This is a genomic window from Planotetraspora phitsanulokensis (assembly GCF_016863295.1).
In the GTDB taxonomy this organism is placed as follows: Bacteria; Actinomycetota; Actinomycetes; order Streptosporangiales; family Streptosporangiaceae; genus Planotetraspora; species Planotetraspora phitsanulokensis.
Genome location: NZ_BOOP01000032.1, coordinates 117,307 through 137,625 on the forward strand (window position 1 = coordinate 117,307; position 20,319 = coordinate 137,625).

The 20,319-nt window shown below is 70.0% G+C and carries 19 protein-coding genes; 7 read left to right on the forward strand and 12 right to left on the reverse strand.

All coding sequences use genetic code 11. The features are described from left to right. Window positions 1-44: 44 nt before the first annotated feature. Window positions 45-311: a hypothetical protein gene (locus Pph01_RS31885; protein ID WP_204076893.1), complete on the reverse strand. Its 267-nt coding sequence runs from the start codon at window positions 309-311 to the stop codon at window positions 45-47. 127 nt (window positions 312-438) lie between these two features. Then, entirely contained in the window at window positions 439-1,542 is a 1,104-nt protein-coding gene (locus tag Pph01_RS31890; protein WP_373315695.1) for a LacI family DNA-binding transcriptional regulator, read from the reverse strand. Between the two features lie 246 nt (window positions 1,543-1,788). On the opposite strand from Pph01_RS31890, the gene Pph01_RS31895 reads away from it, so the two are divergent. After that, window positions 1,789-2,475 (forward strand): TetR/AcrR family transcriptional regulator, encoded by a 687-nt coding sequence (locus Pph01_RS31895; protein WP_239117163.1) that lies wholly within the window; start codon window positions 1,789-1,791, stop codon window positions 2,473-2,475. Window positions 2,476-2,643: 168 nt separating this feature from the next. Here the strand turns inward: Pph01_RS31895 and bldC are convergent, their stop codons facing one another. Beyond that, the gene (gene bldC / locus Pph01_RS31900) at window positions 2,644-2,847 is read right to left on the reverse strand and encodes a developmental transcriptional regulator BldC (RefSeq protein WP_013133571.1); all 204 of its coding nucleotides are present in this window, start codon (window positions 2,845-2,847) and stop codon (window positions 2,644-2,646) included. Window positions 2,848-3,166: 319 nt separating this feature from the next. After that, window positions 3,167-4,039, reverse strand: coding sequence for a DUF8083 family protein (locus Pph01_RS31905; protein ID WP_204076895.1), 873 nt, complete (start codon window positions 4,037-4,039; stop codon window positions 3,167-3,169). 137 nt (window positions 4,040-4,176) lie between these two features. Between Pph01_RS31905 and Pph01_RS31910 the strand changes: the two genes are divergently transcribed. Continuing rightward, window positions 4,177-5,280, forward strand: a complete 1,104-nt coding sequence (locus tag Pph01_RS31910; protein WP_204076896.1) for a Glu/Leu/Phe/Val family dehydrogenase — start codon at window positions 4,177-4,179, stop codon at window positions 5,278-5,280. A 151-nt stretch (window positions 5,281-5,431) separates the two neighbouring features. After that, window positions 5,432-5,668 (forward strand): DUF3073 domain-containing protein, encoded by a 237-nt coding sequence (locus Pph01_RS31915; RefSeq protein ID WP_204076897.1) that lies wholly within the window; start codon window positions 5,432-5,434, stop codon window positions 5,666-5,668. Window positions 5,669-5,809: 141 nt separating this feature from the next. Here Pph01_RS31915 and purM read toward each other — a convergent pair whose 3' ends face one another. Continuing rightward, window positions 5,810-6,835 (reverse strand): phosphoribosylformylglycinamidine cyclo-ligase, encoded by a 1,026-nt coding sequence (purM, locus tag Pph01_RS31920; RefSeq protein WP_204076898.1) that lies wholly within the window; start codon window positions 6,833-6,835, stop codon window positions 5,810-5,812. Then, window positions 6,832-8,307, reverse strand: coding sequence for an amidophosphoribosyltransferase (purF, locus tag Pph01_RS31925; RefSeq protein ID WP_204076899.1), 1,476 nt, complete (start codon window positions 8,305-8,307; stop codon window positions 6,832-6,834). The genes purM and purF overlap by 4 nt, the downstream gene beginning before the upstream one ends. Before the next feature lie 163 nt (window positions 8,308-8,470). Here purF and Pph01_RS31930 point away from each other — a divergent pair, with 163 nt between their 5' ends. Further along, window positions 8,471-9,157, forward strand: a complete 687-nt coding sequence (locus tag Pph01_RS31930; protein ID WP_204076900.1) for a hypothetical protein — start codon at window positions 8,471-8,473, stop codon at window positions 9,155-9,157. A 22-nt stretch (window positions 9,158-9,179) separates the two neighbouring features. On the opposite strand, the gene Pph01_RS31935 is transcribed toward Pph01_RS31930, so the two are convergent. Both Pph01_RS31935 and Pph01_RS31940 read right to left on the reverse strand, forming a co-directional pair. After that, a complete protein-coding gene (locus tag Pph01_RS31935; RefSeq protein WP_204076901.1) occupies window positions 9,180-9,617 on the reverse strand; it encodes a sterol carrier family protein in 438 nt (145 codons plus the stop codon). Between the two features lie 46 nt (window positions 9,618-9,663). Continuing rightward, entirely contained in the window at window positions 9,664-11,094 is a 1,431-nt protein-coding gene (locus tag Pph01_RS31940) for an MFS transporter (RefSeq protein WP_239117164.1), read from the reverse strand. Window positions 11,095-11,205: 111 nt separating this feature from the next. Here Pph01_RS31940 and Pph01_RS31945 point away from each other — a divergent pair, with 111 nt between their 5' ends. After that, window positions 11,206-11,898, forward strand: a complete 693-nt coding sequence (locus tag Pph01_RS31945; protein ID WP_204076902.1) for a TetR family transcriptional regulator — start codon at window positions 11,206-11,208, stop codon at window positions 11,896-11,898. On the opposite strand, the gene Pph01_RS31950 is transcribed toward Pph01_RS31945, so the two are convergent. Continuing rightward, on the reverse strand, window positions 11,805-13,256 hold the full coding sequence (locus Pph01_RS31950; protein WP_204076903.1) for an MFS transporter: 1,452 nt from the start codon (window positions 13,254-13,256) through the stop codon (window positions 11,805-11,807). The genes Pph01_RS31945 and Pph01_RS31950 overlap by 94 nt on opposite strands. 76 nt (window positions 13,257-13,332) lie before the next feature. On the opposite strand from Pph01_RS31950, the gene Pph01_RS31955 reads away from it, so the two are divergent. Then, window positions 13,333-14,013 carry a pentapeptide repeat-containing protein gene (locus Pph01_RS31955; RefSeq protein WP_204076904.1) on the forward strand — a complete coding sequence of 227 codons (681 nt, stop codon included), beginning with the start codon at window positions 13,333-13,335 and terminating at the stop codon, window positions 14,011-14,013. 17 nt (window positions 14,014-14,030) lie between these two features. Here Pph01_RS31955 and Pph01_RS31960 read toward each other — a convergent pair whose 3' ends face one another. The 3 genes from Pph01_RS31960 to Pph01_RS31970 all read right to left on the reverse strand — a co-directional run bounded on the left by Pph01_RS31960 (window position 14,031) and on the right by Pph01_RS31970 (window position 18,032). Further along, window positions 14,031-14,696 carry a Crp/Fnr family transcriptional regulator gene (locus Pph01_RS31960; RefSeq protein WP_308441932.1) on the reverse strand — a complete coding sequence of 222 codons (666 nt, stop codon included), beginning with the start codon at window positions 14,694-14,696 and terminating at the stop codon, window positions 14,031-14,033. Further along, window positions 14,693-16,708, reverse strand: coding sequence for an adenylate/guanylate cyclase domain-containing protein (locus Pph01_RS31965; protein ID WP_239117165.1), 2,016 nt, complete (start codon window positions 16,706-16,708; stop codon window positions 14,693-14,695). Before Pph01_RS31965 ends, Pph01_RS31960 begins: the two co-directional genes overlap by 4 nt. A gap of 169 nt (window positions 16,709-16,877) precedes the next feature. Further along, the gene (locus Pph01_RS31970) at window positions 16,878-18,032 is read right to left on the reverse strand and encodes a PucR family transcriptional regulator (RefSeq protein WP_204076906.1); all 1,155 of its coding nucleotides are present in this window, start codon (window positions 18,030-18,032) and stop codon (window positions 16,878-16,880) included. A 104-nt stretch (window positions 18,033-18,136) separates the two neighbouring features. Here Pph01_RS31970 and Pph01_RS31975 point away from each other — a divergent pair, with 104 nt between their 5' ends. Next, a complete protein-coding gene (locus Pph01_RS31975; protein ID WP_239117166.1) occupies window positions 18,137-20,245 on the forward strand; it encodes a M6 family metalloprotease domain-containing protein in 2,109 nt (702 codons plus the stop codon). Window positions 20,246-20,319 lie beyond the last annotated feature (74 nt).

The window sequence follows — 20,319 nt, forward strand, 5'->3', positions numbered from 1 at the left end:
CTGTCGCTTCCTAACCTACGTGTAGAAGGGGCGTAATCAGACCGTTATGCCGTGAAACGAGTCTCCCAAGCAGGCTCCGGTATCTCTTGCCTGTGCAAGAGGGCGGCCAACTCGCGGGCATCTTCCGCGTCGAGCCCCAGCACCACTCGCGGCCGGCCCCACGGATGGTCGATCGAATGGGCGACGTAGCTCGCCACGGACTCGGCGATGTCCTCGCCGTGCAGTCCCCGCGTCTCCCGCCAGTAGGCCCACGCCCGCTCGAGCTCTCCCGCCGCCCGCTGGGCGCAGGAGACCAACTCCGGATCACGCATGAATCCCCCCGATGATCGTGGAAATGGTCGCCGACCTGGCGGGTCCCCCCGATGTCTGCGACCCGCCGGGGGTCGGCGTCACAGTGGGAGTCAACACCGTCCGCGATGCGACACGTCGGCGGTTGACCTAGCTTTGGGAGTCGCTTGGAACGGGGCAGGTGCTTCGGCGCACGATCAGCTGGGGGGTCACCTGGCGGAGGCGGGCGGCCTTGCCCGGCTCGGTGATGCGGTCGCTGAGCAGAGCGGCGGCCGAACGGCCCATGGCCTTGCGGGGCTGGTCGACGCTGGTCAGCGAGATGTGGTTGACCGCCGCGAGGTGGGTGTTGTCGTAGCCGACGACGGACAGGTCCTCGGGGACGCGCAGGCCCAGCTCGCTCGCCGCGGTCAGGACGCCCATGGCCACGATGTCGTTGGCCGCGAATATGGCGGTCGGGCGTGGTTCGCGCGCCAGCAGCGCGAGCGCGGCGCGGCGCCCGCCCTCCTCGGTGAAGTCCCCGTGCTCGACCATGATGTACGGCGCGAGTGAGTGGCGGCGCATGGCCACCAGGTAACCCTCGCAGCGGTACCGCGCCGCGGAGGAAGGAGTGCCCTCGATGTGGGCGATGCGCCGGTGACCGAGTTCGACCAGGTGGTCGATCGCGAGGCGGGCGCCTAACTGGTCGTCGTCCACGACGATGTCGACGCCGCCGAGCGAGACGTCGCGCTCGCCGATCACGACCGTGGGCGTGTACGCGGAGGCCTCGGCGAGCGTCGAACTCGAGGGGGCGACGCCCAGCAGCACGAGACCGTCGACCCGGAGTTCGAGGAAGGCCTCCACGGCCTCGTCCTCGAATGCGGGATCCCAGCGCCCGCTGCCGATCAGCAGGCGGAGGCCGTCCCCGTGCAGGCTCTCCTGGAGACCGTCGAGGAACTCGGCGTAGAAAGGGTTGTGGAGATCGGCCACGAGGGCTCCCACGAGGTGGGTCCGGCCCTCGACCAGGCTGCGGGCCACGGCGTTGGGCCGATAGCCGAGCTCTCTGGCGGCCTGCAGGACCGCCTCCCGGCGATGCTCGCTGACGTGTGACGAACCTCTGAGCACGAGGGAAACCAGCGACTTCGAGACGCCGGCACGCTCGGCCACGTTGCGGATCGTCGGTCGTGGCCGCGGACTGAACCCGACGTCCAGGCCACCGTCGGGCAGCGAACCCGCGACGTCGTTCCGGGCAGTGGTCTGCATGGACGGTCCTGACATGGTTCTCCCCACGATGCGTGGACGTGCACCTGACACAACAAACGATCGAGTTGCCCGTAGGGTACGGGCCGCTCACAGTTGTGTTGCTTCTTTCCGGTCTGTTCGCATGCCCCAAAGAGCGCTCTCACGCCCTTGACGAGCCTGTGGCCAGCGCGAACGTCTGACGGAGGAAATTATGGATCCTTCCACATCGCATCTTGATCAACTAGCGTCGTGATGCCGGGATGACCCGATAGTGTGCGATCTGTGGGTGCCACATCCCAGGCCGGAGACGACCCCGAGCGGGGGGCCGGAGCGCGCCCCGCGCGGCGCCGGCTCACCGTCGACCGCAGGCGCGAGGAACTGATCGCTGCCGCGCTGGAACTGTTCAGCAGGCATGACGCCGAAGATGTCTCGATAGACGACGTCGCCGCGGCGGCGGGAGCCTCTCGAGCGCTCGTCTATCACTACTTCGGCGGCAAGCAGGAGCTCTATGTGGCGGCGCTTCGCAGTGCGGCGGCGGAACTCGAGGCCCGGCTCAGACCACAGGAAGGCGGGAGCCCTCTCGACGAGTTGTCGCGTGGACTGGCGCGGTACTTCGACTTCGTGGAAGAGCATGCGGCGGGCTTCGCGGCGCTGCTCAGAGGTGGCCCGGCGAACCGGGCGGGGGAGATCGGCGAGATCGTCGACGGGGTACGGCAACGCCTCTTCCGGCTCGTCATGAACCGGCTTCACGTGGGCGTGCCCGGTCCCGTGCTCCGGATCACCCTGAGATCGTGGATCGCGTCAGTGGAGACGGCGGGGCTCGACTGGCTCGAGCATCGGGACATCGACCGGCCCGAGCTGGAACGACTCCTCATGGACCACTTGGTCGCCCTGCTCGAGGTGGCGGCACGTCATGACCGCGACGCGGAACATCTACTCGAACATCCGGGGCGGCGGCCCGACCGGTGACGGGTGGGGCCGATCGGCGGGTTGTGTGCCGGGGAGGCGCCGGGCGGGCGGCGCCCACCCACACCTTCCCGTGACCCATGGTGGCCACGGGGCGTGTGGTCGACGCGCTCACATCTGTGACGCGAGCGCGTCCTTTCTTCCCCCCTGCTTCGGCGATGCCCGGGTGGCCTACTCGGAACGCTGCTGCGGTATCCCCGCGAGCAGCGCCCGGACCTCGGTCTCCCGGTAGCGCCGGTGTCCGCCGAGCGTGCGGATGGATGTCAACTTGCCCGCCTTCGCCCACCGGGTCACGGTCTTGGGGTCGACGCGGAACATGGTTGCGACCTCCGCCGGGGTGAGCAATGGCTCGGCCTCGGGTGTACGAGCTGACATTTGTGCGGCCTCTCCTCCGTGTGGACCGGCGACAGCGATCCTGCGACTTTTGTGCGCTTGTCACGGATGTCCCCCAAAGATCCATAAGGTGCGGTTTCTAGGATCATTTGCGGCATCACCCGATGTGACCATACAGGCACGTAGTGCGATTGGCGAGCCCTCTGGGCGCAACGTCTCGACCACGCGTTGTTGTCACGCTCGGTGATTCTAGCGACACGTTTCGTGGTATCGCAGTGAAAACGGCAAACTACTCAGTTCGTAGATGTGAGATCGAAGGTTCCGTGACCTGATTTGGCAGGTCACAGACCTGTCTTTACCGTCAGTTTGCGAATTGAAGGGCTTGAACTGATCTCCAGCGGACTATGACCCGCTGATACATCGCGAAGGCAAGTTCTTCCTGACCGTTGTCCAAACCGCCGAGGGCTGTGGCCACCTCGGCGACGGACTGGTCGTTCTGCAGGGTCTCGTCGTCCATGAGATGGACGAGGCCGCCGTAGTCGAGTTCCACGAGCGAGTGCGGGTGGAACTCCTCGAGCCACCGGCCGACCTCCTCCACCTCGCCGAGCGTGGTGACCTGGCCGACATGCCTGCGGATCACGACCAGCGCCCTGGCGACCCTGCGCCGGGCCTGGGCCATCGACGTCACGTAGAGCATGTTCCGTGGCGGCGCCGTCGTCGTCTGCACGGCCGGCTCCGGGCTCTCGCCCTGCTCCGCACCGAGGACCAGCCAGCGCTCGGCCGAGTCGAACGGCACGAACCACGAGGTCGGGACGTGCCAGGTGCTCGTCCGGATGTGGGTCCTCAGCGAGTGCTCGTACCGCTTGAACCGGTCGAAGGCGTCCGCCGTCCGCTCGGCGACGTTCTGGGGGACGAACCGGTCCGACAGCTTGATCGACATGCTGCCCCGGAACGTGGTGAACGCCAGCCAGGACCGCAGCCTGCTCTGCCACGGGCAGACGTAGAGGGTGTCGCCCAGGCGGCGGAGGTACGCGTTGGCGCTCTCCTGCTCGGGAGCCGGCATCGGCGGCACGAACATGAGCCTCCGGACGGACTCCCCGTGCTCGACTTCCAGTGCGTGAGCCCTGCGCGGCCGGTCCCGGGATTCGGCGTAACCGGTCCACATCTCCTGGTCTCGTGGGGCGAAGGCCGTCAACGGTTCGTACACACGGAGGTAGGCGGCGTAGGGGAGCACACGAGAATCGTGCCACGCCGACGCGGAGATGTGGCGCACTGTCCTGATTTTCCATGATCACTTTGCAATGGCGTCGCTAAGCTGGGAAGGAATCGCCGCAACGAGGCGGCGTACATAGGCGATCAGGAGTCACCACCGTGACTGACGTCTTCGGGCTTTCTCAAAAGGACCCCAGCCCGGTCGTCCACTCAGGTAAGCATGAGCAGGTCGTGTTCTGCTCAGACGAACGCAGCGGTCTGCACGCGATCATCGCGATCTACAGCACCGCCCTCGGGCCGGGACTGGGGGGTACCCGGTTCTATCCCTACGGCAATGAGCAGGCCGCCCTGGCCGATGTGCTCAATCTCTCACGCGCCATGGCGTACAAGAACTCCCTCGCCGGGCTCGACCTCGGCGGCGCCAAGGCAGTGATCATCGGCGACCCGTCGAAGGACAAGAGCGAGGCGCTGCTGCGGGCCTACGGGCGGTTCATCGAGTCGCTCGGCGGCCGCTACTACACCGCCTGTGACGTGGGCACCTACAGCGAGGACATGGACGTCGTCGCCAGGGAGACCTCCTACGTCACCGGGCGGACCGAAGAGCACGGAGGCGCGGGAGACTCCTCGATCCTCACCGCTTTCGGCGTCTTCCAGGGCATGCGCGCCGCGGCCGAGCACGTGTACGGCACGCCGTCGCTGAAGGGCAGGCGTGTCGGCGTCGAGGGTGTCGGCAAGGTGGGTCACCGGCTCGTCGATCACCTGATCGACGAAGGCGCCGAAGTCGTGATCTGTGACGTGAACGACAGCGCCGTCGATCGCGTACGGCAGCGCCACCCCTCGGTCCACGTCGTGGCGGACGCCGTCGCGCTCTCCTCGGCCGACATCGACGTCTATGCCCCCTGCGCCCTCGGCGGCGCCCTGGACGACGCTGCCGTGATCAGGCTCAACGCCAAGATCGTGTGCGGCGGCGCGAACAACCAGCTCGCCCACCCCGGCGTGGACAAGCAGCTCGCCGAGCGTGGAATCGCCTACGCCCCCGACTACGTGGTGAACTCCGGAGGGGTCATCCAGGTCGCCGACGAGATCGAGGGCTTCAACATGGCCCGGGCGCGTGCCAGGGCGGCGCGGATCTTCGACACCACATCGAAGATCTTTAAGTTGGCTGAGGAGGAAGGCGTCCCTCCGAGCGCGGCAGCGGATAGGCTGGCGGAGCGCAGAATGTCCGAAATAGGACGTCTGAGGGGCATTTGGCTCCGCCGCTGACCGGCGACGTCCGTACGACGTACCGAGCAGCGCGTAAAACAGGTACGGTAATAGGCGAACGAGAGACTGGCGCCTGAAGTCAGGTGGCGTCGGTGCGCGGTGCGTTAGCGACGAGGGGTCGGGCACGACCCCGCATGAGGGGGTCGAGCCAATGGGGCGCGGCCGAGCCAAGGCCAAGCAGGTCAAGGTCGCCCGCCAGCTGAAGTACAACAGCGGCGGCACGGATCTTGAGCGCCTGCGCGCGGAGCTCGGAGTCGTGGATGAGGACGATTCCGGCCGCAGTGACGAGCATGACCCTTACGACGAGCTGGCTGATCGCTATGCCGATTACGCGGACGTCGACGGCGACGAGGATGACGGCGACAACGGCCGCTCCGGCCGCCGTTGATCCCGCTCTGAATGCCAGGTGAGACACCCGGCGGGAGAATCTTCCCGCCGGGTGCCTTCGTCCTGTCTGGTGTGAGGCGCAGCGCCCCGGGCCACGTGCCCGGGACGTGATTTCGCCATGCCGGTCATGGTCGGCTCGCGATCAGGCGAACCGGGCCTCGCCGGTGCCTTCGACGATCTCGCCGAGCACCCAGGCCGGCACTCCACGCTCGGAGAGCAGCGCCGTCGCCCTGTCTGCCTCCGCGGCCGGGACGATCGCGCACATCCCCACACCGAGATTGAACGTCTTGTCCATCTCGGCCTGCGGAACGGCGCCGTGGCCGGCAAGGACGTCGAAGATCGCCGGAGGGGTCCAGGATCCGCGGTTCAGCAGCGCGTCGGCCGTCGGAGGAAGCGAGCGGGCCAGGTTGGCCGCCAGGCCTCCGCCGGTGATGTGGGCGAAGGCGTGCACCTCCGTCTCGCGGATGAGGGCCAGGCAGTCGAGGGCGTAGATGCGGGTGGGCTCGAGCAGTTCCTCGCCCAGCGTCCGCGACAACTCGGGGATCTCCTGGTCGAGACCCAGCCCGGCGCTCGCGATGACGTGCCTGACCAGCGAATATCCGTTGGAGTGGATTCCGCTCGACGCCAGTGCGAGCACGACGTCGCCCGGCTTCACCCGGTCGGGTCCGAGCAGTTCCGTCGCCTCGACGACGCCGGTCCCCGCGCCGGCCAGATCGTATTCGTCCGGCCCCATCGCGCCCGGGTGCTCCGCGGTCTCGCCGCCGATGAGGGCGCAACCCGCGAGGCGGCACCCCTCGGCGACGCCGCCGACGATGTCGGCGATGCGCTCGGGGACGACCTTGCCGCAGGCGATGTAGTCGGTCATGAACAGCGGCTCGGCCCCGCAGACGACGAGGTCGTCCACGACCATGCCCACGAGGTCGATGCCGATGGTGTCGTGCTTGCCGAGCCGCTGGGCCAGCATGACCTTGGTTCCGACGCCGTCCGTCGAGGTGGCGAGGAGCGGGCGGCGGTAGCGGAGGAAGGCCGAGGCGTCGAAGAGCCCCGCGAACCCGCTGACGTCGTGGACGACCTCGGGCCGGTGCGAGCGGGCCACCCGCGACTTCATCAGCTCGACGGCGCGGTCGCCCGCGTCGATGTCGACGCCGGCGGCGGCGTAACTCGTCATCGCTGAGCCTCCAGGACGTACTTGCCGACCCTGTCCTGGTCGATCGCGATCGGGTATTCACCGTTGAAGCAGGCGCGGCAGAGCCGGTCGGCGGGGATCGTGGTCGCCCGCGTGAGCCCCTCGAGCGAGATGTAGCCGAGGGAGTCGGCCCCCAGCGAGGTGCGGATCTCCTCCACTGAGAGTGAGCCGGCGATCAGCTCGGCCCTGGTGGCGAAGTCGATCCCGTAGAAGCACGGCCAGGCCACCGGAGGCGAGGAGATCCGGACGTGGACCTCGACGGCGCCGGCCTCGCGGAGCATCTTGACGATCGCCCGCTGGGTGTTGCCGCGGACGATCGAGTCGTCGACGACGACCAGCCGCTTGCCCTCGATGACCTCGCGGAGCGGGTTGAGCTTGAGGCGGATGCCGAGCTGCCGGATGGTCTGCGACGGCTGGATGAACGTCCGGCCGACGTAGGAGTTCTTCACCAGGCCCTGGCCGTAGGGGATGCCGCTCTGCTCGGCGTACCCGATGGCGGCGGGCGTGCCGGACTCGGGCGTCGGGATCACGAGGTCGGCGTCGACGGGGTGCTCCTGTGCCAGGACGCGGCCCACCTCGACCCGCGTGGCCTGCACGCCGCGCCCGGCGATCGTGGTGTCGGGCCGCGCGAGGTAGACGTACTCGAACAGGCAGCCCTTGGGCTCGGGGGTCGCGAACCGGCGCGACCGGACGCCGCGCTCGTCGATCGTCAGCAGCTCACCGGGCTCGATCTCGCGGACGAAGGAGGCGCCGACGATGTCCAGCGCCGCCGTCTCGGAGGCGACCACCCAGCCGGTCTTCTCCTGGGCCGCGGGCCCTGCGGGGCCGGACACGCCCGCCAGCCGGCCGAGCACCAGGGGACGGATGCCCTGGGGGTCGCGGGCGGCGAACAGCGTGGTCTCGTTCATCCACACGAGGGAGTAGGCGCCCTTGACCTCGGGGAACAGCTCCGCGGCGACGTCCTCCACCGGCCGGGAGCCGTCCTGCGCCAGCAGGGCGGTCAGCACCTCGGTGTCGGTCGTGGCCTTGATCGAGCCCGCGGGGAGCCGTGCGGACAGCTCGGCGGTGTTGATCAGGTTGCCGTTGTGGGCCAGCGCGAGCCCGCCGCCCTCGGAGGAGCTCAGCGTGGGCTGCGCGTTCTCCCAGACGCTCGATCCGGTCGTGGAGTAGCGGCAGTGCCCGATGGCCAGGTGGCCGCGCAGGGTCCCGAGGATCGACTCGTCGAAGACCTGGGCCACCAGGCCCATGTCCTTGTAGACGAGAATGCGGCTGCCCTCGCTCACGGCGATGCCCGCGGACTCCTGTCCCCGGTGCTGCAGCGCGTACAAGCCGTAGTAGGTGAGTTTGGAGACGTCCTCCCCGGGGGCCCACACACCGAACACGCCACAGGCGTCCTGAGGTGCACGATCCCTGGGGTCGAGGTCATGGCCGAGACGGCCGTCGCCCTTCAACACGTACTTGAGTCTAGGTCGGCCCCGATGCTGCTCGAACACGCGGGTGGCCAAGTCGCGAGGGAACGATCGACCACGCTTTGCCGTGTCGCACCTGGTCGGCATGCCGATTCCCGGAAACCTAGGGCTTCCGGCATGCCCAGATATTGAGCGGGAGACAGCTACTGTGGCGACACTGGACGAGCCCGACCAGACCCCGGGTGCCCCGGAGAACCACCGGGCCGATCCAGAGGGGGGCCGCCGCTCCGCGGCCGGGGGGCCGCACGGTGGGACGCCGGGGGCGTCGGGCGGGCCGTCCTGGCAGATGCCGGGTGGCGGAGGCCCCTGGCAGCCCTCGGGACCCGGGCAGCCGGGCGGAGGAGAGCCCCCGGGGGGCCACGGGCCGGGACAGCCGCCCCAGGGCCCGCCACCGGGCGGCGGATGGCCTCCCGGCGGAGGCGGCGCGTGGCCGCCTCCGGGTGGCGGCGGGGGCTGGCAGGGCCGTGGACCCGGAGGCCCGTGGCAGGAGCAGGGGCCCGGCGGTGGGCTGGGAACCGCGGCGCTCGTCCTCGGCATCATCAGCCTCGTGTTGCTGCTCGTCTGCGGCATCGGGACGCTCGTCGCGATCGCCGGGGTCATCGTCGGCATCCTCGGGATCGTCAAGCAGTCCAACAAGCGCAGGGCGATCATCGGGCTCTGCCTGAGCGTGCTCACGCTGCTGCTGGGCCTGATCGCCGGGATCCTGCTCTACAGCTGGTACCACAGCAAGAACCTCGGCGAGTGCTTCGACCCCTCGCTCTACCCGAGCCAGGAGGCGGCCCAGCGGTGCGTGGAGCAGAAGCTGGGCGGCACCCGGCCCGGGAACGCGGTCTGATCAGGCGCGATCACCTCAGCGATCACATCAGGGGGAGATGCTCCGACAGGTCGGCCCGTGATCCGCTGGCCGAGACCCGCCCGGCCGCGACGGCGTCGGACCACGAGAGCCCGCCGGTGGCGAGCTCCAGCCAGGTGGCCGGGTCGGTCTCGATGACGTTCGGAGGGGTTCCGCGCGTGTGCCTGGGCCCTGCCACGCACTGGACCGCCGCGTAGGGCGGCACCCGGACCTCCACCGTCCGCCCCGGCGCCCGGCTCGCGAGCCGCTCCAGCAGGTGCCGTACGGCGAAGCGGGCGGCCTCCTTGAGCGGGGTGAGTCCCGCCTTGTAGACCCCGAGGACCACCCGTACGCACGTGTCGGCGACGGCGTCGTCGGGACCTTCGAACGGCGGCCGCCCGAGATCGACGAGCTGGGCGTCGAGCGCCTGTCGGACCTGGGCGGGGTCCAGTCTGCGTGGCATCCGCCCATTGTCGTGCACAGGGTCGTGCACAGGGTCGTCCACAGGGTCAGGCGACCACTTCGAGGGCGGCGGGCTCGCCGTCGCTCCCGTCCGTCGCCGACGCCGCCGTACGGCTGCGCCGCAGCGCGAACAGGCTGACCGGAACGCCCACGAGGACGATGGCGGCGGCGATCACCAGGGTGAACTGGTAGGCGTCCAGGAACCGCTGCAGGGGGGCGCCCGTGGCGACGTTCTCGCGTGCGCTGAGGATCGCGCCGAGGATCGTGATCCCGAGCAGGCCGAAGACCTCGCGTGAGACATTGAGCACACCGGAGGCGACGCCCGCCCTGGCGGTGGGCATCGTGCTGAGCACCACGTTCGTCAGCGGGACGAGCAGCCCGGCGCCGGCTCCGTAGAGCAGGAACCAGGGGAGCAGGTTGAGGTATCCGTCGCCCGCGCCCACGCTCGACAGGCCGCCGATCGCCGCGGCCATCAGCGCGAGTCCGACGGCGACCGTGCGGGCGCTGCCGAAGCGGTCCGCGATCCGGGGTGAGGCGGTCGCGACGACCGCCATCAGCAGGGCCATCGGCACGAAGCCCGCGCCGGCCTGGATCGGGGAGAAGCCCAGTGCGCTCTGGAGGTAGAGCGCGGTGAAGAAGTAGATGCCGAAGACGCCGAACGACCACAGGCCCATGGAGAGCAGCCCCCCGCTGAAGATCCGCTCACGGAACAGGGTGAGGTCGATCATCGGCCGGGCCGTACGGGACTCGACGATCAGGAAGGCGACGGCGGCGACGGCGGCCACCGCGAAGGAGCCCAGGATGGGCGCCGACGACCAGCCGCGCGACTCCCCCTCGATCAGCGCGTAGGTCAGGGCGAACAGGGCCAGCGCGGAGGCGACGAGACCCGGCAGGTCGAGCCCCGTGCGCGCCGTCGCGGCGCGCTGCACCCGGATCGACCGGAACCCGATGGCAGCCGTGACGACGCCGATGGGGGCGTTGATGAGGAAGATCCACCCCCAGTGGGCGTTCTCGCTCAGGAAACCGCCGGTGAGCGGGCCCACGGCGAGCGCCAGCGCGCCCACGGCGCTCCAGATGCCGACGGCCGTTCCGCGCTCACGCGGATCGGGGAAGATCGCCGGAAGGAGGGCCAGAGAGGTCGGCGCGAGCAGCGCGGCCCCCACACCCTGTGCGGCTCTCGCCGCGATCAGCGTCTCCTGGCCGCCGGCGAGCCCGGCCGCCACGGAGGCGAGCGTGAAGACCGCGAGCCCGGTGAAGAACATCGTGCGAAGGCCCACCACGTCGGCCAGCCGTCCGCCGACGAGCAGCAGGCCCGCGAACACCAGGATGTAGGCGCTCACGATCCATTCCAGCCCCGACATGGTCAGCCCGAGGTCGCGCTGGATGGTCGGGAGCGCCACGTTGACCACGTTGTTGTCCAGATAGGTCATGAACGTCGCGAGCGCCACCGCGACCAGCGCCCACCATCGTCCCGTCATTGGGATCTCCTTCTTATACGTAGTACCTGTACGGCGTACATGTACAGTGCATAGGAGACCTTGTACGGCGTATAGTTGTCAAGCGCCGCGAGGAAGAGGACGGAACGGCCGATGGCACCGGAGAAACTGACCCGACTGACCGTGATCGAGAAGGCGCTCGAGCTCGCCGACGCCGAGGGCCTCGAAGCCGTCACGATCAGGCGTCTCGCGCATGAGCTGGGTGTCTCACCGATGGCGCTCTACTGGCATTTCAAGAACAAGGAACTGCTGCTCCACGGAGTCGCCGACCACGTCCTCGCCGAGGTGACCCCGGCGTTCGATCCCGGCGCCTCGTGGAGCGCCCGGCTGCGCGCGATGGTCGAGGCGCTCGTCCGCGTCCTGCGCAGGCATCCGTCGATGGTCGGCGTGTTCCCGGGGATCGACAAGGAGCACGTGAGCAGCTTCACGGTCGCCACCGAGACCGCCCTCGGCCTGCTCGCACAGGCCGGGTTCACCCTGGAGGAGGGTTACCTGATCTCCTCCCACCTGCTCCACGGAGTCCTCGCGCTGGTGGGGGACGAGCCCGGATGCCCGCGGTCGCTGACGGCGAGCGAGGCCGTGGAATGGCGCAGGCAGAAGCGGCTCTCACTGGAGTCGCTGCCGTCGGACCGCTACCCGCACATGGTCGCGTTCGGCAAGAGCTTCGAGGCCGAGCCGGACGTCGAGCACTACTACGCGTTCGGGGTCGATCTCCTGCTCTCGGGCATCGAGGCGATGGCCGCGCAGAGGACGCCGAGCGCGGCGACCCCCAGCAACACCAGATAGGTCCGCTGGAACCCCGCCATGAGCTGCTGGAGTGCCACGGGGGACACCCGGGAGAGGGTCCCCGCGTACACCTGACGGCGCAACTCCGGGGCGACGGAGGCGGAGAGCACGCTGAGCGTCGTGGCCACGCTGAGCACGACGCCGACGTTCATGATCATGAGCCGGAAGCCGTTGACGACTCCGAGGCTTCCGGGAGGCAGCGCGCTCATCACCTGGGTGGTGTTGCCCGTCAGGAAGGTCCCGCTGCCGCACCCGGCGACGAAGAGCCCGATCCCGATCACCCAGTACGGCGTGGCCGCACCTGCGGACAGGGCCAGGACGAGAAGGCCGGCGGCGGAGGCCGCGGCTCCGCCGATCGCGAGCACGGCGGGGTTCGTCCTGCGGCCGAGCGCGCCCGCGATGGGAGAGGCCAGGGTCATCCCGATCGGGACGGGCAGCACGCCGAGCCCGGCGGTCAGGGCGTCCACGCCGCGCGCGGCCTGGAAGTACAGACCGGCCAGCAGGATCAGGGACGCCCGTGCCAGGGCGTTGCAGAGCGAGGCGAGGTTGGCGAAGGCGAGCATCCGCCCGCCCAGCAGCGTCAGGTCGAGCACCGGATGGCGCGCCCGCCGCTCGACTAACACGAGCAGGGGGACGAGCGCCGCGGCGAGCAGGCCGGGCAGCAGGGCGCCCTGGCTGATCGCGATCAGCGCCGCCGAGAGCGCGGTGAACACGATCAGGTTTCCGAGCACGTCCACCGGCTCCCGGCGGCCCCGGGGGACCTTCCTGAGGATGATCAGGCCCCAGACGAGCGCGGCCACCCCCGGCGGGACGTTGACCCAGAAGATCCAGCGCCAGCCCAGCGTGTCCGCGATCAGGCCGCCCAGGGTCGGTCCCATGAGCTGGGCCACCGACAACGTCCCGATGTAGACGCCCATCCCCTGGCTCAACCGATCGGGCGGGAAGGCGTCGGTGACGATGACCGTCCCGTTGGCGAGGATCATCGCCGCGCCCAGTCCCTGGACGGCGCGCATGGCGATGAGCACCGCCACGTCGGGGGCGAACCCGGCGAGCAGGGACGCGCCCGTGTACAGGGCGAACCCGAGGAGGTAGACCTCCCGCCTGCCCAGCAGGTCGGCCACCCTGCCGAAGAGCACCAGCGTGGACGTGCTGGCCAGCAGGTTCGCCAGCAGGATCCAGCTCGACGCGACGGGCCCGGCGTCGAAGTTCCTCACGACCTCGGGAAGCGCGACGTTGAGCGTGCTGGAGCTCACGCCGATGAGCACGAGACCGAGGCCGGCGACCGAGCAGACCCGCCAGGCGTAGCGCAGGGCGCGGACGTACTCGGGTGAGCCCGGCTGCGGGGGGACGACGGCCATGTCGTCGATTCTGCACTGCTGATCACCAGGGCCCGTCGCTTGACAGGCGCGGACGCGCCTGCCAGCCTCCGGCCGCATGCCCACCCCGACCGCGAGGCGGCGGCAGAAGGAGCCTGCGGCTCCGAAGGTGCCCGCCTCCCTCACACCCGCCCGGCTCCCCGAGCACGACCTCGAGAACGACGGGAGCTATCGCGCGATGCTCTTCAAGAGCCTCGACCTGTCGTCGCGGCGCGTGCGAACGCCCGAGTTCGAGGGCTGCAGCCTCGTGGACACGGCCTTCGCGGGCACCGAGATGCACCGGGCCGAGTTCACCGACGTGGAGCTGGGGCGTTGCGACCTGTCGAACATGAGGGTCCGCAGCGCGTCCGTCCATCGCGCGGTGGTGTCGGCCGGCAGGCTGACGGGCGCGGCCTGGTCGGAGTGCGCCTTCCACGACGTGGTCTTCGACGCCTGCCGCGCCGACCTGACGGGATTCAGGTTCTCGGCGTTCCGGACCGTCGTCTTCCGCGAGTGCACGCTCACGGAGGCGAACTTCCAGGACGCGGACCTGCGCGGGGCCAGGTTCGAGCGGTGCGACCTGACGGGTGCGCAGTTCTCCAACGCCAAGATGGAGGGCACGAGGTTCGCGGACTGCACGCTGGCGGGCATCGCCGGCGTCACGAGCCTCAGGGGAGCGGTCATCAGGAGTCAGGACGCGTGGGGTCTCGTCCACAGCCTGGCCGGCGCGATGGGGATCACCATCGAGGATGCCTCCTGACCTGGCGGAATCAAGATCTAGCGGGCGTGCCTCCGTAGCTCGTCGAGGTCGTGGACGACCACCCGGAGGCGGCCGGTCTCGATCAGCCCGCGGTCCCTGAGCGTCCGCAGCGCCTTGCTGACCGCCTCGCGGGAGGCTCCGGTCCAGCCGGCCAGCTCGTCCTGCGAGAGCGGCAGGGCCACCCGGACCCCTCCGTCGACCGGCTCGCCGTACCGCTCGGCGAGCTCGACGAGCCGCGTCGCCACCCGGCCCGTGGTGTCGTAGGCCCCGTACTCGACCCGCTTGCGGTCGGCGTCCCGCAGCCGCCCCACGATGAGCCGCATGAGCAGCACGGCCACGCGGCCGTGCCGACGCAGGAAGTCGGGGAAGTCGCGGACCACGATCCCCTCGACGGGCTCCAGGGCCGTCACCGTCCCCGACCGCGGATGACCGTCGAGCGCCGACATGTCGCCCAGGAGCGCTCCCGGGCCGCGGATGGCCAGGACGACCTCGGTTCCGCCCTCGGTGTGCGACGACACCTTGACCCGGCCGGAGGTGAGCACGAGGACCCAGTCGGCGGTCTCCCCCTCGTTCATCACGGTGGTCCCGCGCTCCCACTGGCGGGGACGCCCGGCCGCGCGCAGGTCGTCGATCTCCTCGGCGGTCAGCAGGTCGAGGAACTCTCCCGGCTCTGGACTGATCACCCGTTGCTCCCTTCGAGCGCGACCAGGTGGTAGGCGCGGACGGTCCTGGCCTTCCCCTTCAGCGACAGATCGCCGAGCGGCACGACCCGGGCCGGTCCGATCAGGTCGCGGGTGGCCTGACCGATCACCACCGTTCCCGGCTCCGCCAGCGCCTGGAGCCTGGCCGCGACGTTGACCGCGTCGCCCATCGCGTTGAACCCGCGGAACTCCGGGCTGCCGATGTTGCCGACGAGGGCCGTGCCCGTGTTCACGCCGACGCGGAACGTCGGCCACTCCACCGCAGGGATGCGCCCCGCCGCCTGCTCGGACACCACCTGCCGTGACACCTCGGCGGCCGCGTCCTGCATCTCCAGGGCCGCTCGTACGGCCTTCGCCGCGTGGTCCTCCTGACGCGCCGGGGCGTTGAACAGGGCGAGCAGCGCGTCGCCGACGAACTGCACGATCGTGCCGCCGTTGCCGAGCACGCACGGCACCGCCGCGGAGTGGTAGCGGTTGAGCATCTCGACGATCTCGCCGGGGGAGACGCGCTCGGAGAAGGACGTGAACCCGCGCAGGTCGGCGAACAGGGCCGTCACCTCGACGAGGCTGCCGCCGAGGGCGGCCTGGCCGGGGTCGGCCAGCAGCGACTCCGCCACGTCGGGCGACATGTACTGACGGAACAGGGTGTTCGACTCGCGGTAGAGCCGAGCGTTCTCCAGGGAGATGGACACCTGACCGGCCAGGGCGGCCGCCAGCGCCTCGTCCTGGGCCGTCGTCCCGGCGGGGACGGACAGGGCTCCCGCGAGCCTGCCCTTGACGGTCACCGGATGGATCGCCCGCCCGTCCTGCAGGACCACCCGCCCCTCGGCGAGGGCCAGGGCGGTGTGCGGGGATTCGGGCGGGCCTTCCCCGTAGGGGGTGAGGCGGCCGTCCCGCATGAGACTCAGCCGGACGTCGCCGTAGGCCTGCCGTACCCGGTCGAGCACGCCGGCGAGCAGTTCGGGCTCCGGAAGCCCGACACGGGTCTGGCGGCCCACGTCGGCCAGCGCGCCGAGCCGTTCCGACAGGTCGCGCTCCGCGGCCAGGGCGGCCCCCGCCCGGTCGAGCACCGCCGCCTGGCCCTCGGTCAGCCGGAACCGTCCCGCGAGCCGGGTGGCGACGGGGACGCCCGACTCGGTCCTGCGGCGCAGGTGCCCGACGAGTTCCTCCAGCGCCTCCTCGTACTGGGCCTGCACGCGGCGCGCGGTCGCGGATAGCGCCACCGCGTCGAACAGGCCCCCTGCCGCGCCCTCGCGGCGGAACTGGAGGTAGGCGCTGTACGCGACGAAGAGGAAGGCGAAGGTCAGCAGCAGGTGCCACTCCCACCACGACAGGTGCCACAGGCGGTGGGACATCCCGGCGACCATCGCCTCGGCCAGCAGGGCGTACGCCGTGATGAGGCTGATCAGCACCGCCGCCGGCCGTCGGCGGTGCAGCCGGAACATCATGAGGGCCGACGCCGCGTAGAGCCCGACGCCGACGAGGGCGAACGGCCCCAGTCCCGCTCCGTGGGGCGGCAGCGGCCCGCTCAGCGGCGTGAGACCGGGTGCCAGGCATGCGACCCCGAAGGCCGCCAGCGCGGCCGCCAGGCCCGCCCACAGCACGGCTCGGGCCCGCAGGACGGCTCTCGCGGCGCCCGCCCCCAGCGGCAGCGCGGACGCGAAGGCGAAGGCGGACGCGATCGTCAGCCCGACGGGCTGGGCCAGTTCGAAGCCGAGCGTGAGCCCGACGAAGATCCCCGGCGTTGTCAGCCCGTGCAGGAGGAAGAAGCCCGCGCTGCTGAGGAAGACCAGGGAGACCAGGAGCAGTCGCGCGTCGCCCCGCCGTGCCGACGCGCGGGCGACCAGGCCGCCGAGGACCACGTTGACGCCCGCCACGACCAGGATGAGCGCGAAGTGGCTGGGGTTGTCATGCCATTCGACGTCGAGTGCGGGCTGGGCCAGGAGCAGCCACAGGCCGAGCAGCGGGAGGACCAGGTGGATGGCCCAGACCACGGCACGGATCGGCTGCGTCGCCGACGGGAGGTAGGGCTCGCGCGCCGCCGTGCGCCGTGCCGTCCCACGGAGAGTCGTGGCAGTGGTTGTGGCAGTGGGCGTGTCGTCGGGCCGCAACGGTGTCCTCCACGGTCGCTCACCTGCGCCTGATTATCCCGATGTGCCGACCTTATGGGAACGTCTGCGCCCGCGGGCGGTAGCGCCCGGAGAGCCGGGCCAGCTTCAGGCTGAGGTGCAGGCTCAGCCGCTCCCCGCCGTCCGTCAGGTCGGTCTCGGCCAGGGCCTCGACCCGCTGCAGCCGGTAGTAGAGGGAGGTGCGGTGCAGCCGCAACCGGCGTGAGGCCTCCAGCGCGCTGCCCGCCAGGTCGAGGTAGATCTCCAGCGTCTCGAGCAGGGGCAGGTGCTGGTCGTCGCCGAGCAGTCGTTCCAGGCCGGGGTGCAGGTCGTCCGGGGGGACGCGGGTGAGCATCCGGTAGACGCCGAGCCTGGCCCATTCCACCGACCGCCCGAGTTCGGGCACCTTGGTCGCGACCTCCGCCGCGTGCAGGGCCTCCGTGTACGACTCGGCGGCCCCGGCGAGGGACGGACGCGACCGGCCGATGCCGACCAGGACCGGCGTGTCCATCGCGGCGTGAATCTCCTCGGCGAACGTCGCCGTGCCCGCGGTGAGCAGCACGGCGTGGTCGTAGCGCACGAGATGCAGGGGCTGGTGCCCTGCCAGTCGCCGCCGCAGGGCGAGCAGCCCGCGTTCGAGCGTCAGCCGCAGCGCCTCGTCGGTCTCCGCCGCCGCGGGTTTGGCGACCGTCACCGTGACGGGCACGGTCTGGGGGAAGGCCCCGGCCTCGATCAGCGCCCGGGCGGCGCCGTCCTCTCCGAGCAGGACGCCGGTGATGGCCTCGAGTTCCCTGTGCGAGGTCAGCGCGGACGCCAGGCTCTCGTGGAAGAGCGCGAGCGCCAGGGCGGGGACGGCCTCGGCCGCCACGCCGACCTCGGCCTCGGCCATGGCGGGGGCCACGTCGATGAACCAGAGGAATCCGAGCAGCCGGCCGTCGTGCCGGACGGGGACGCACACCCGGGGGAGCAGTCCGAGGTCGGCGGCGCCGGGGGTGCGCAGCGGACCCGCCGTGTCTTTGATCCCTGCGGCTTGGAGGAAGGCGCGGACCTCGGGCGTGGTGTGGCGGCGCAGAATGGAGTCCCGGCGGATGTCGTCGAGTTGCCCGTCCTGCTCGGAGTAGGCGACCACGTTCTGCTGGCCGTCCTCGAGCAGCAGGGGTCTGCCGAGGCGCGCGGCGAGATTGTCGACGATGCGCTGAAGATCCGCCACCGGCCTCCTATCTGTACGTTTCTACGGTTGTCGGAGAACCGTCATTCGATCTTCTCTACAACTGAACGATGATTTAGGTCAAGGCCGTATATACCGTCCGAATCGTGAATGCCCTCCCCAAGCTGCTCAAGGTCCTGCTGGCGGCCGCCGTGGCCGCGCCCGCGGCCTTGGCGGCGATCCCCGCATCCGCAGCCCCCATCGATGATCCCGAGTACCCCTGGCGGCTGAACCAGTGGCCGCAGACCCAGCCCTGGCAGCGTGACGAACCGGACGCGTCGCAGACCCTGCGCACGCTCAGCTCGTCGGCTCCCGCGGTCAAGCCCATCGACCCGCAGAACTGGAAGAACCCCGACCACATGACGTGGGCGGACTACAAGAAGGTCCCGGGCACCGACTGGTCCGACCCGAGCGTCAAGGGGTCGACCCGCACGTTCAAGGGCGCGCTGGTGCTGCTCGACTACTCCAACCAGCCGTTCGTGGTGACCCAGCCCCAGGGCACGTCGGTCTTCGGCAACCCCAGCGCCGAGGCCCACGACGTCCCCCGGGACCAGGTCGCGAAGTTCTACCAGGACTTCCTCAACACCCCCGGCAAGCTCAACAAGGGCCACACCCTCCACGAGTACTGGATGGAGGACTCCGGCGGCCGCTACGGTGTGGACCTCACGGGGTTCGGCCCGTACACCATGCCGGGCAAGTCCTACGAGTACGGCCTGGAATACCAGCGCAACGCCTGCCCTGCCGGTGACACCTGCAACCGGAACCTGCGGACGGACGGCAACGCCGCCTGGGTCGCCTCCGTCGGCCCCGAGGTGGCCGCGCAGTACGACTTCGTCTTCTACGTGACCGCCGGCCAGGACGAGTCGTCCACCTGGCAGGAGTTCGGGATGATGAAGTTCCCCACCAAGGAGGACGTCACCGACGAGTTCGGCCCGCCGGACCCGGCCCTGCCGAACTGGTCGACCACCCGCTACGTCGACTGGACCTCCTGGGCCGCGGGCTCGACGTTCTGGCCGAACGCCCGCTTCGGCGTCGACTCGGTCCAGGCCGAGAGCTCGGGCATGGGGACCTACGCCCACGAGTTCAGCCACATCATGGGTGTCGGCGACAACTACAACAACCCATACGGCACGCCGGCCCGCCGCGCCTACACCGGCATCTGGGAGATGCTCAGCCGCGGCAGCTTCAACGGCCCGGGCGGCCCGCACAGCCGCTGGCTGATCCCGCCGACGGCGGGAGCGTCCATGGGCGCCCAGCACATGCTGCGCAACAAGATCAAACTGAGCATGGTGGACGAGCAGAACGTCTTGCGCCTGTCGCGTGACGCGCTCGCCCAGTCCGGTGTCGTCGTCGCGAACGTGACGGCCAGGGAGGTCCAGCCCGGCAAGAGCGAGCTGTCGGGCGTCAACATCGTGCTCGACGGCGGCGACAAGTCGACCGGCTCCTGCTCCACGCAGACCGATCCGCTGTGCGACGGCGGCAACTACAACAACTACACGGTCGAGGTCGTCGACCGGATGGGCACCGACTCCTTCACCTCCGACGCGGGCGTGCTCCTGGCCAAGACCAAGAACACCGACAGCGCCCCGTTCGAGTGGGTGATCGACGCCAACCCGCAGGACATCGGGATGACCGACTACGTCCTGCCGGACGGCACCGAGGTGCCGATCACCATCGGCGACTACCGCCAGCTCGCCGACGCCCTCTTCCACGCGGGCACGAACTCCGGCAGCGAGTACGAGTACACCGACGAGGTCAACCGGCTGCACTTCTACGTCACCGATGTGAAGCGTGACAAGAAGGGCATCCTTTCCTACACCGTCGCGATCCGCTCCCTCGACGGCGCGGGACCGCAGAAGCGCGGCGTCAAGCTGCTCCCGGCGGGGGGTGCGCCCGGCAAGAACGGCGTGTCGACCTGCAGCTTCCCGCTGTTCAACACCGGCAAGGCCGCTCCGGTCCAGGGGCAGCCCGAGGACGTGAGCGCCTACGTCGGCAGCGACGTCTACCGGCTGAAGGCGGAGGTCGAGGGCAAGGGCTGGTCCGTCACCACGCCCAACGCGCTCGCCACCGTCAAGTTCGGCGACCACGAGTCGGTCGCGGTCGCCGCGCAGCGGGCCGCCGGCGGCAGCCACCTGGCCACCGTCAAGCTGACTGCGACGTCCGAGAGCGACCCCAGCAAGAAGGCGACCGCGACCTGCGTCGCGATCGGCCTCTAGTGATCACATGACGAAGGGCCCTTCCGGATTTCTCCGGAAGGGCCCTTTGCGTACGGAAGATCAGCCGGTGCGGC

Bases quoted from the DNA above. Each gene is read 5' to 3' on its own strand.
- Pph01_RS31885 (WP_204076893.1), bottom strand. From the start codon at position 311: ATGCGTGATCCGGAGTTGGTCTCCTGCGCCCAGCGGGCGGCGGGAGAG.
- Pph01_RS31890 (WP_373315695.1), bottom strand. From the start codon at position 1,542: ATGTCAGGACCGTCCATGCAGACCACTGCCCGGAACGACGTCGCGGGT.
- bldC (WP_013133571.1), bottom strand. From the start codon at position 2,847: ATGTCAGCTCGTACACCCGAGGCCGAGCCATTGCTCACCCCGGCGGAG.
- Pph01_RS31915 (WP_204076897.1), top strand. From the start codon at position 5,432: ATGGGGCGCGGCCGAGCCAAGGCCAAGCAGGTCAAGGTCGCCCGCCAG.
- purM (WP_204076898.1), bottom strand. From the start codon at position 6,835: ATGACGAGTTACGCCGCCGCCGGCGTCGACATCGACGCGGGCGACCGC.
- Pph01_RS31935 (WP_204076901.1), bottom strand. From the start codon at position 9,617: ATGCCACGCAGACTGGACCCCGCCCAGGTCCGACAGGCGCTCGACGCC.
- Pph01_RS31940 (WP_239117164.1), bottom strand. From the start codon at position 11,094: ATGACGGGACGATGGTGGGCGCTGGTCGCGGTGGCGCTCGCGACGTTC.
- Pph01_RS31945 (WP_204076902.1), top strand. From the start codon at position 11,206: ATGGCACCGGAGAAACTGACCCGACTGACCGTGATCGAGAAGGCGCTC.
- Pph01_RS31950 (WP_204076903.1), bottom strand. From the start codon at position 13,256: ATGGCCGTCGTCCCCCCGCAGCCGGGCTCACCCGAGTACGTCCGCGCC.
- Pph01_RS31955 (WP_204076904.1), top strand. From the start codon at position 13,333: ATGCCCACCCCGACCGCGAGGCGGCGGCAGAAGGAGCCTGCGGCTCCG.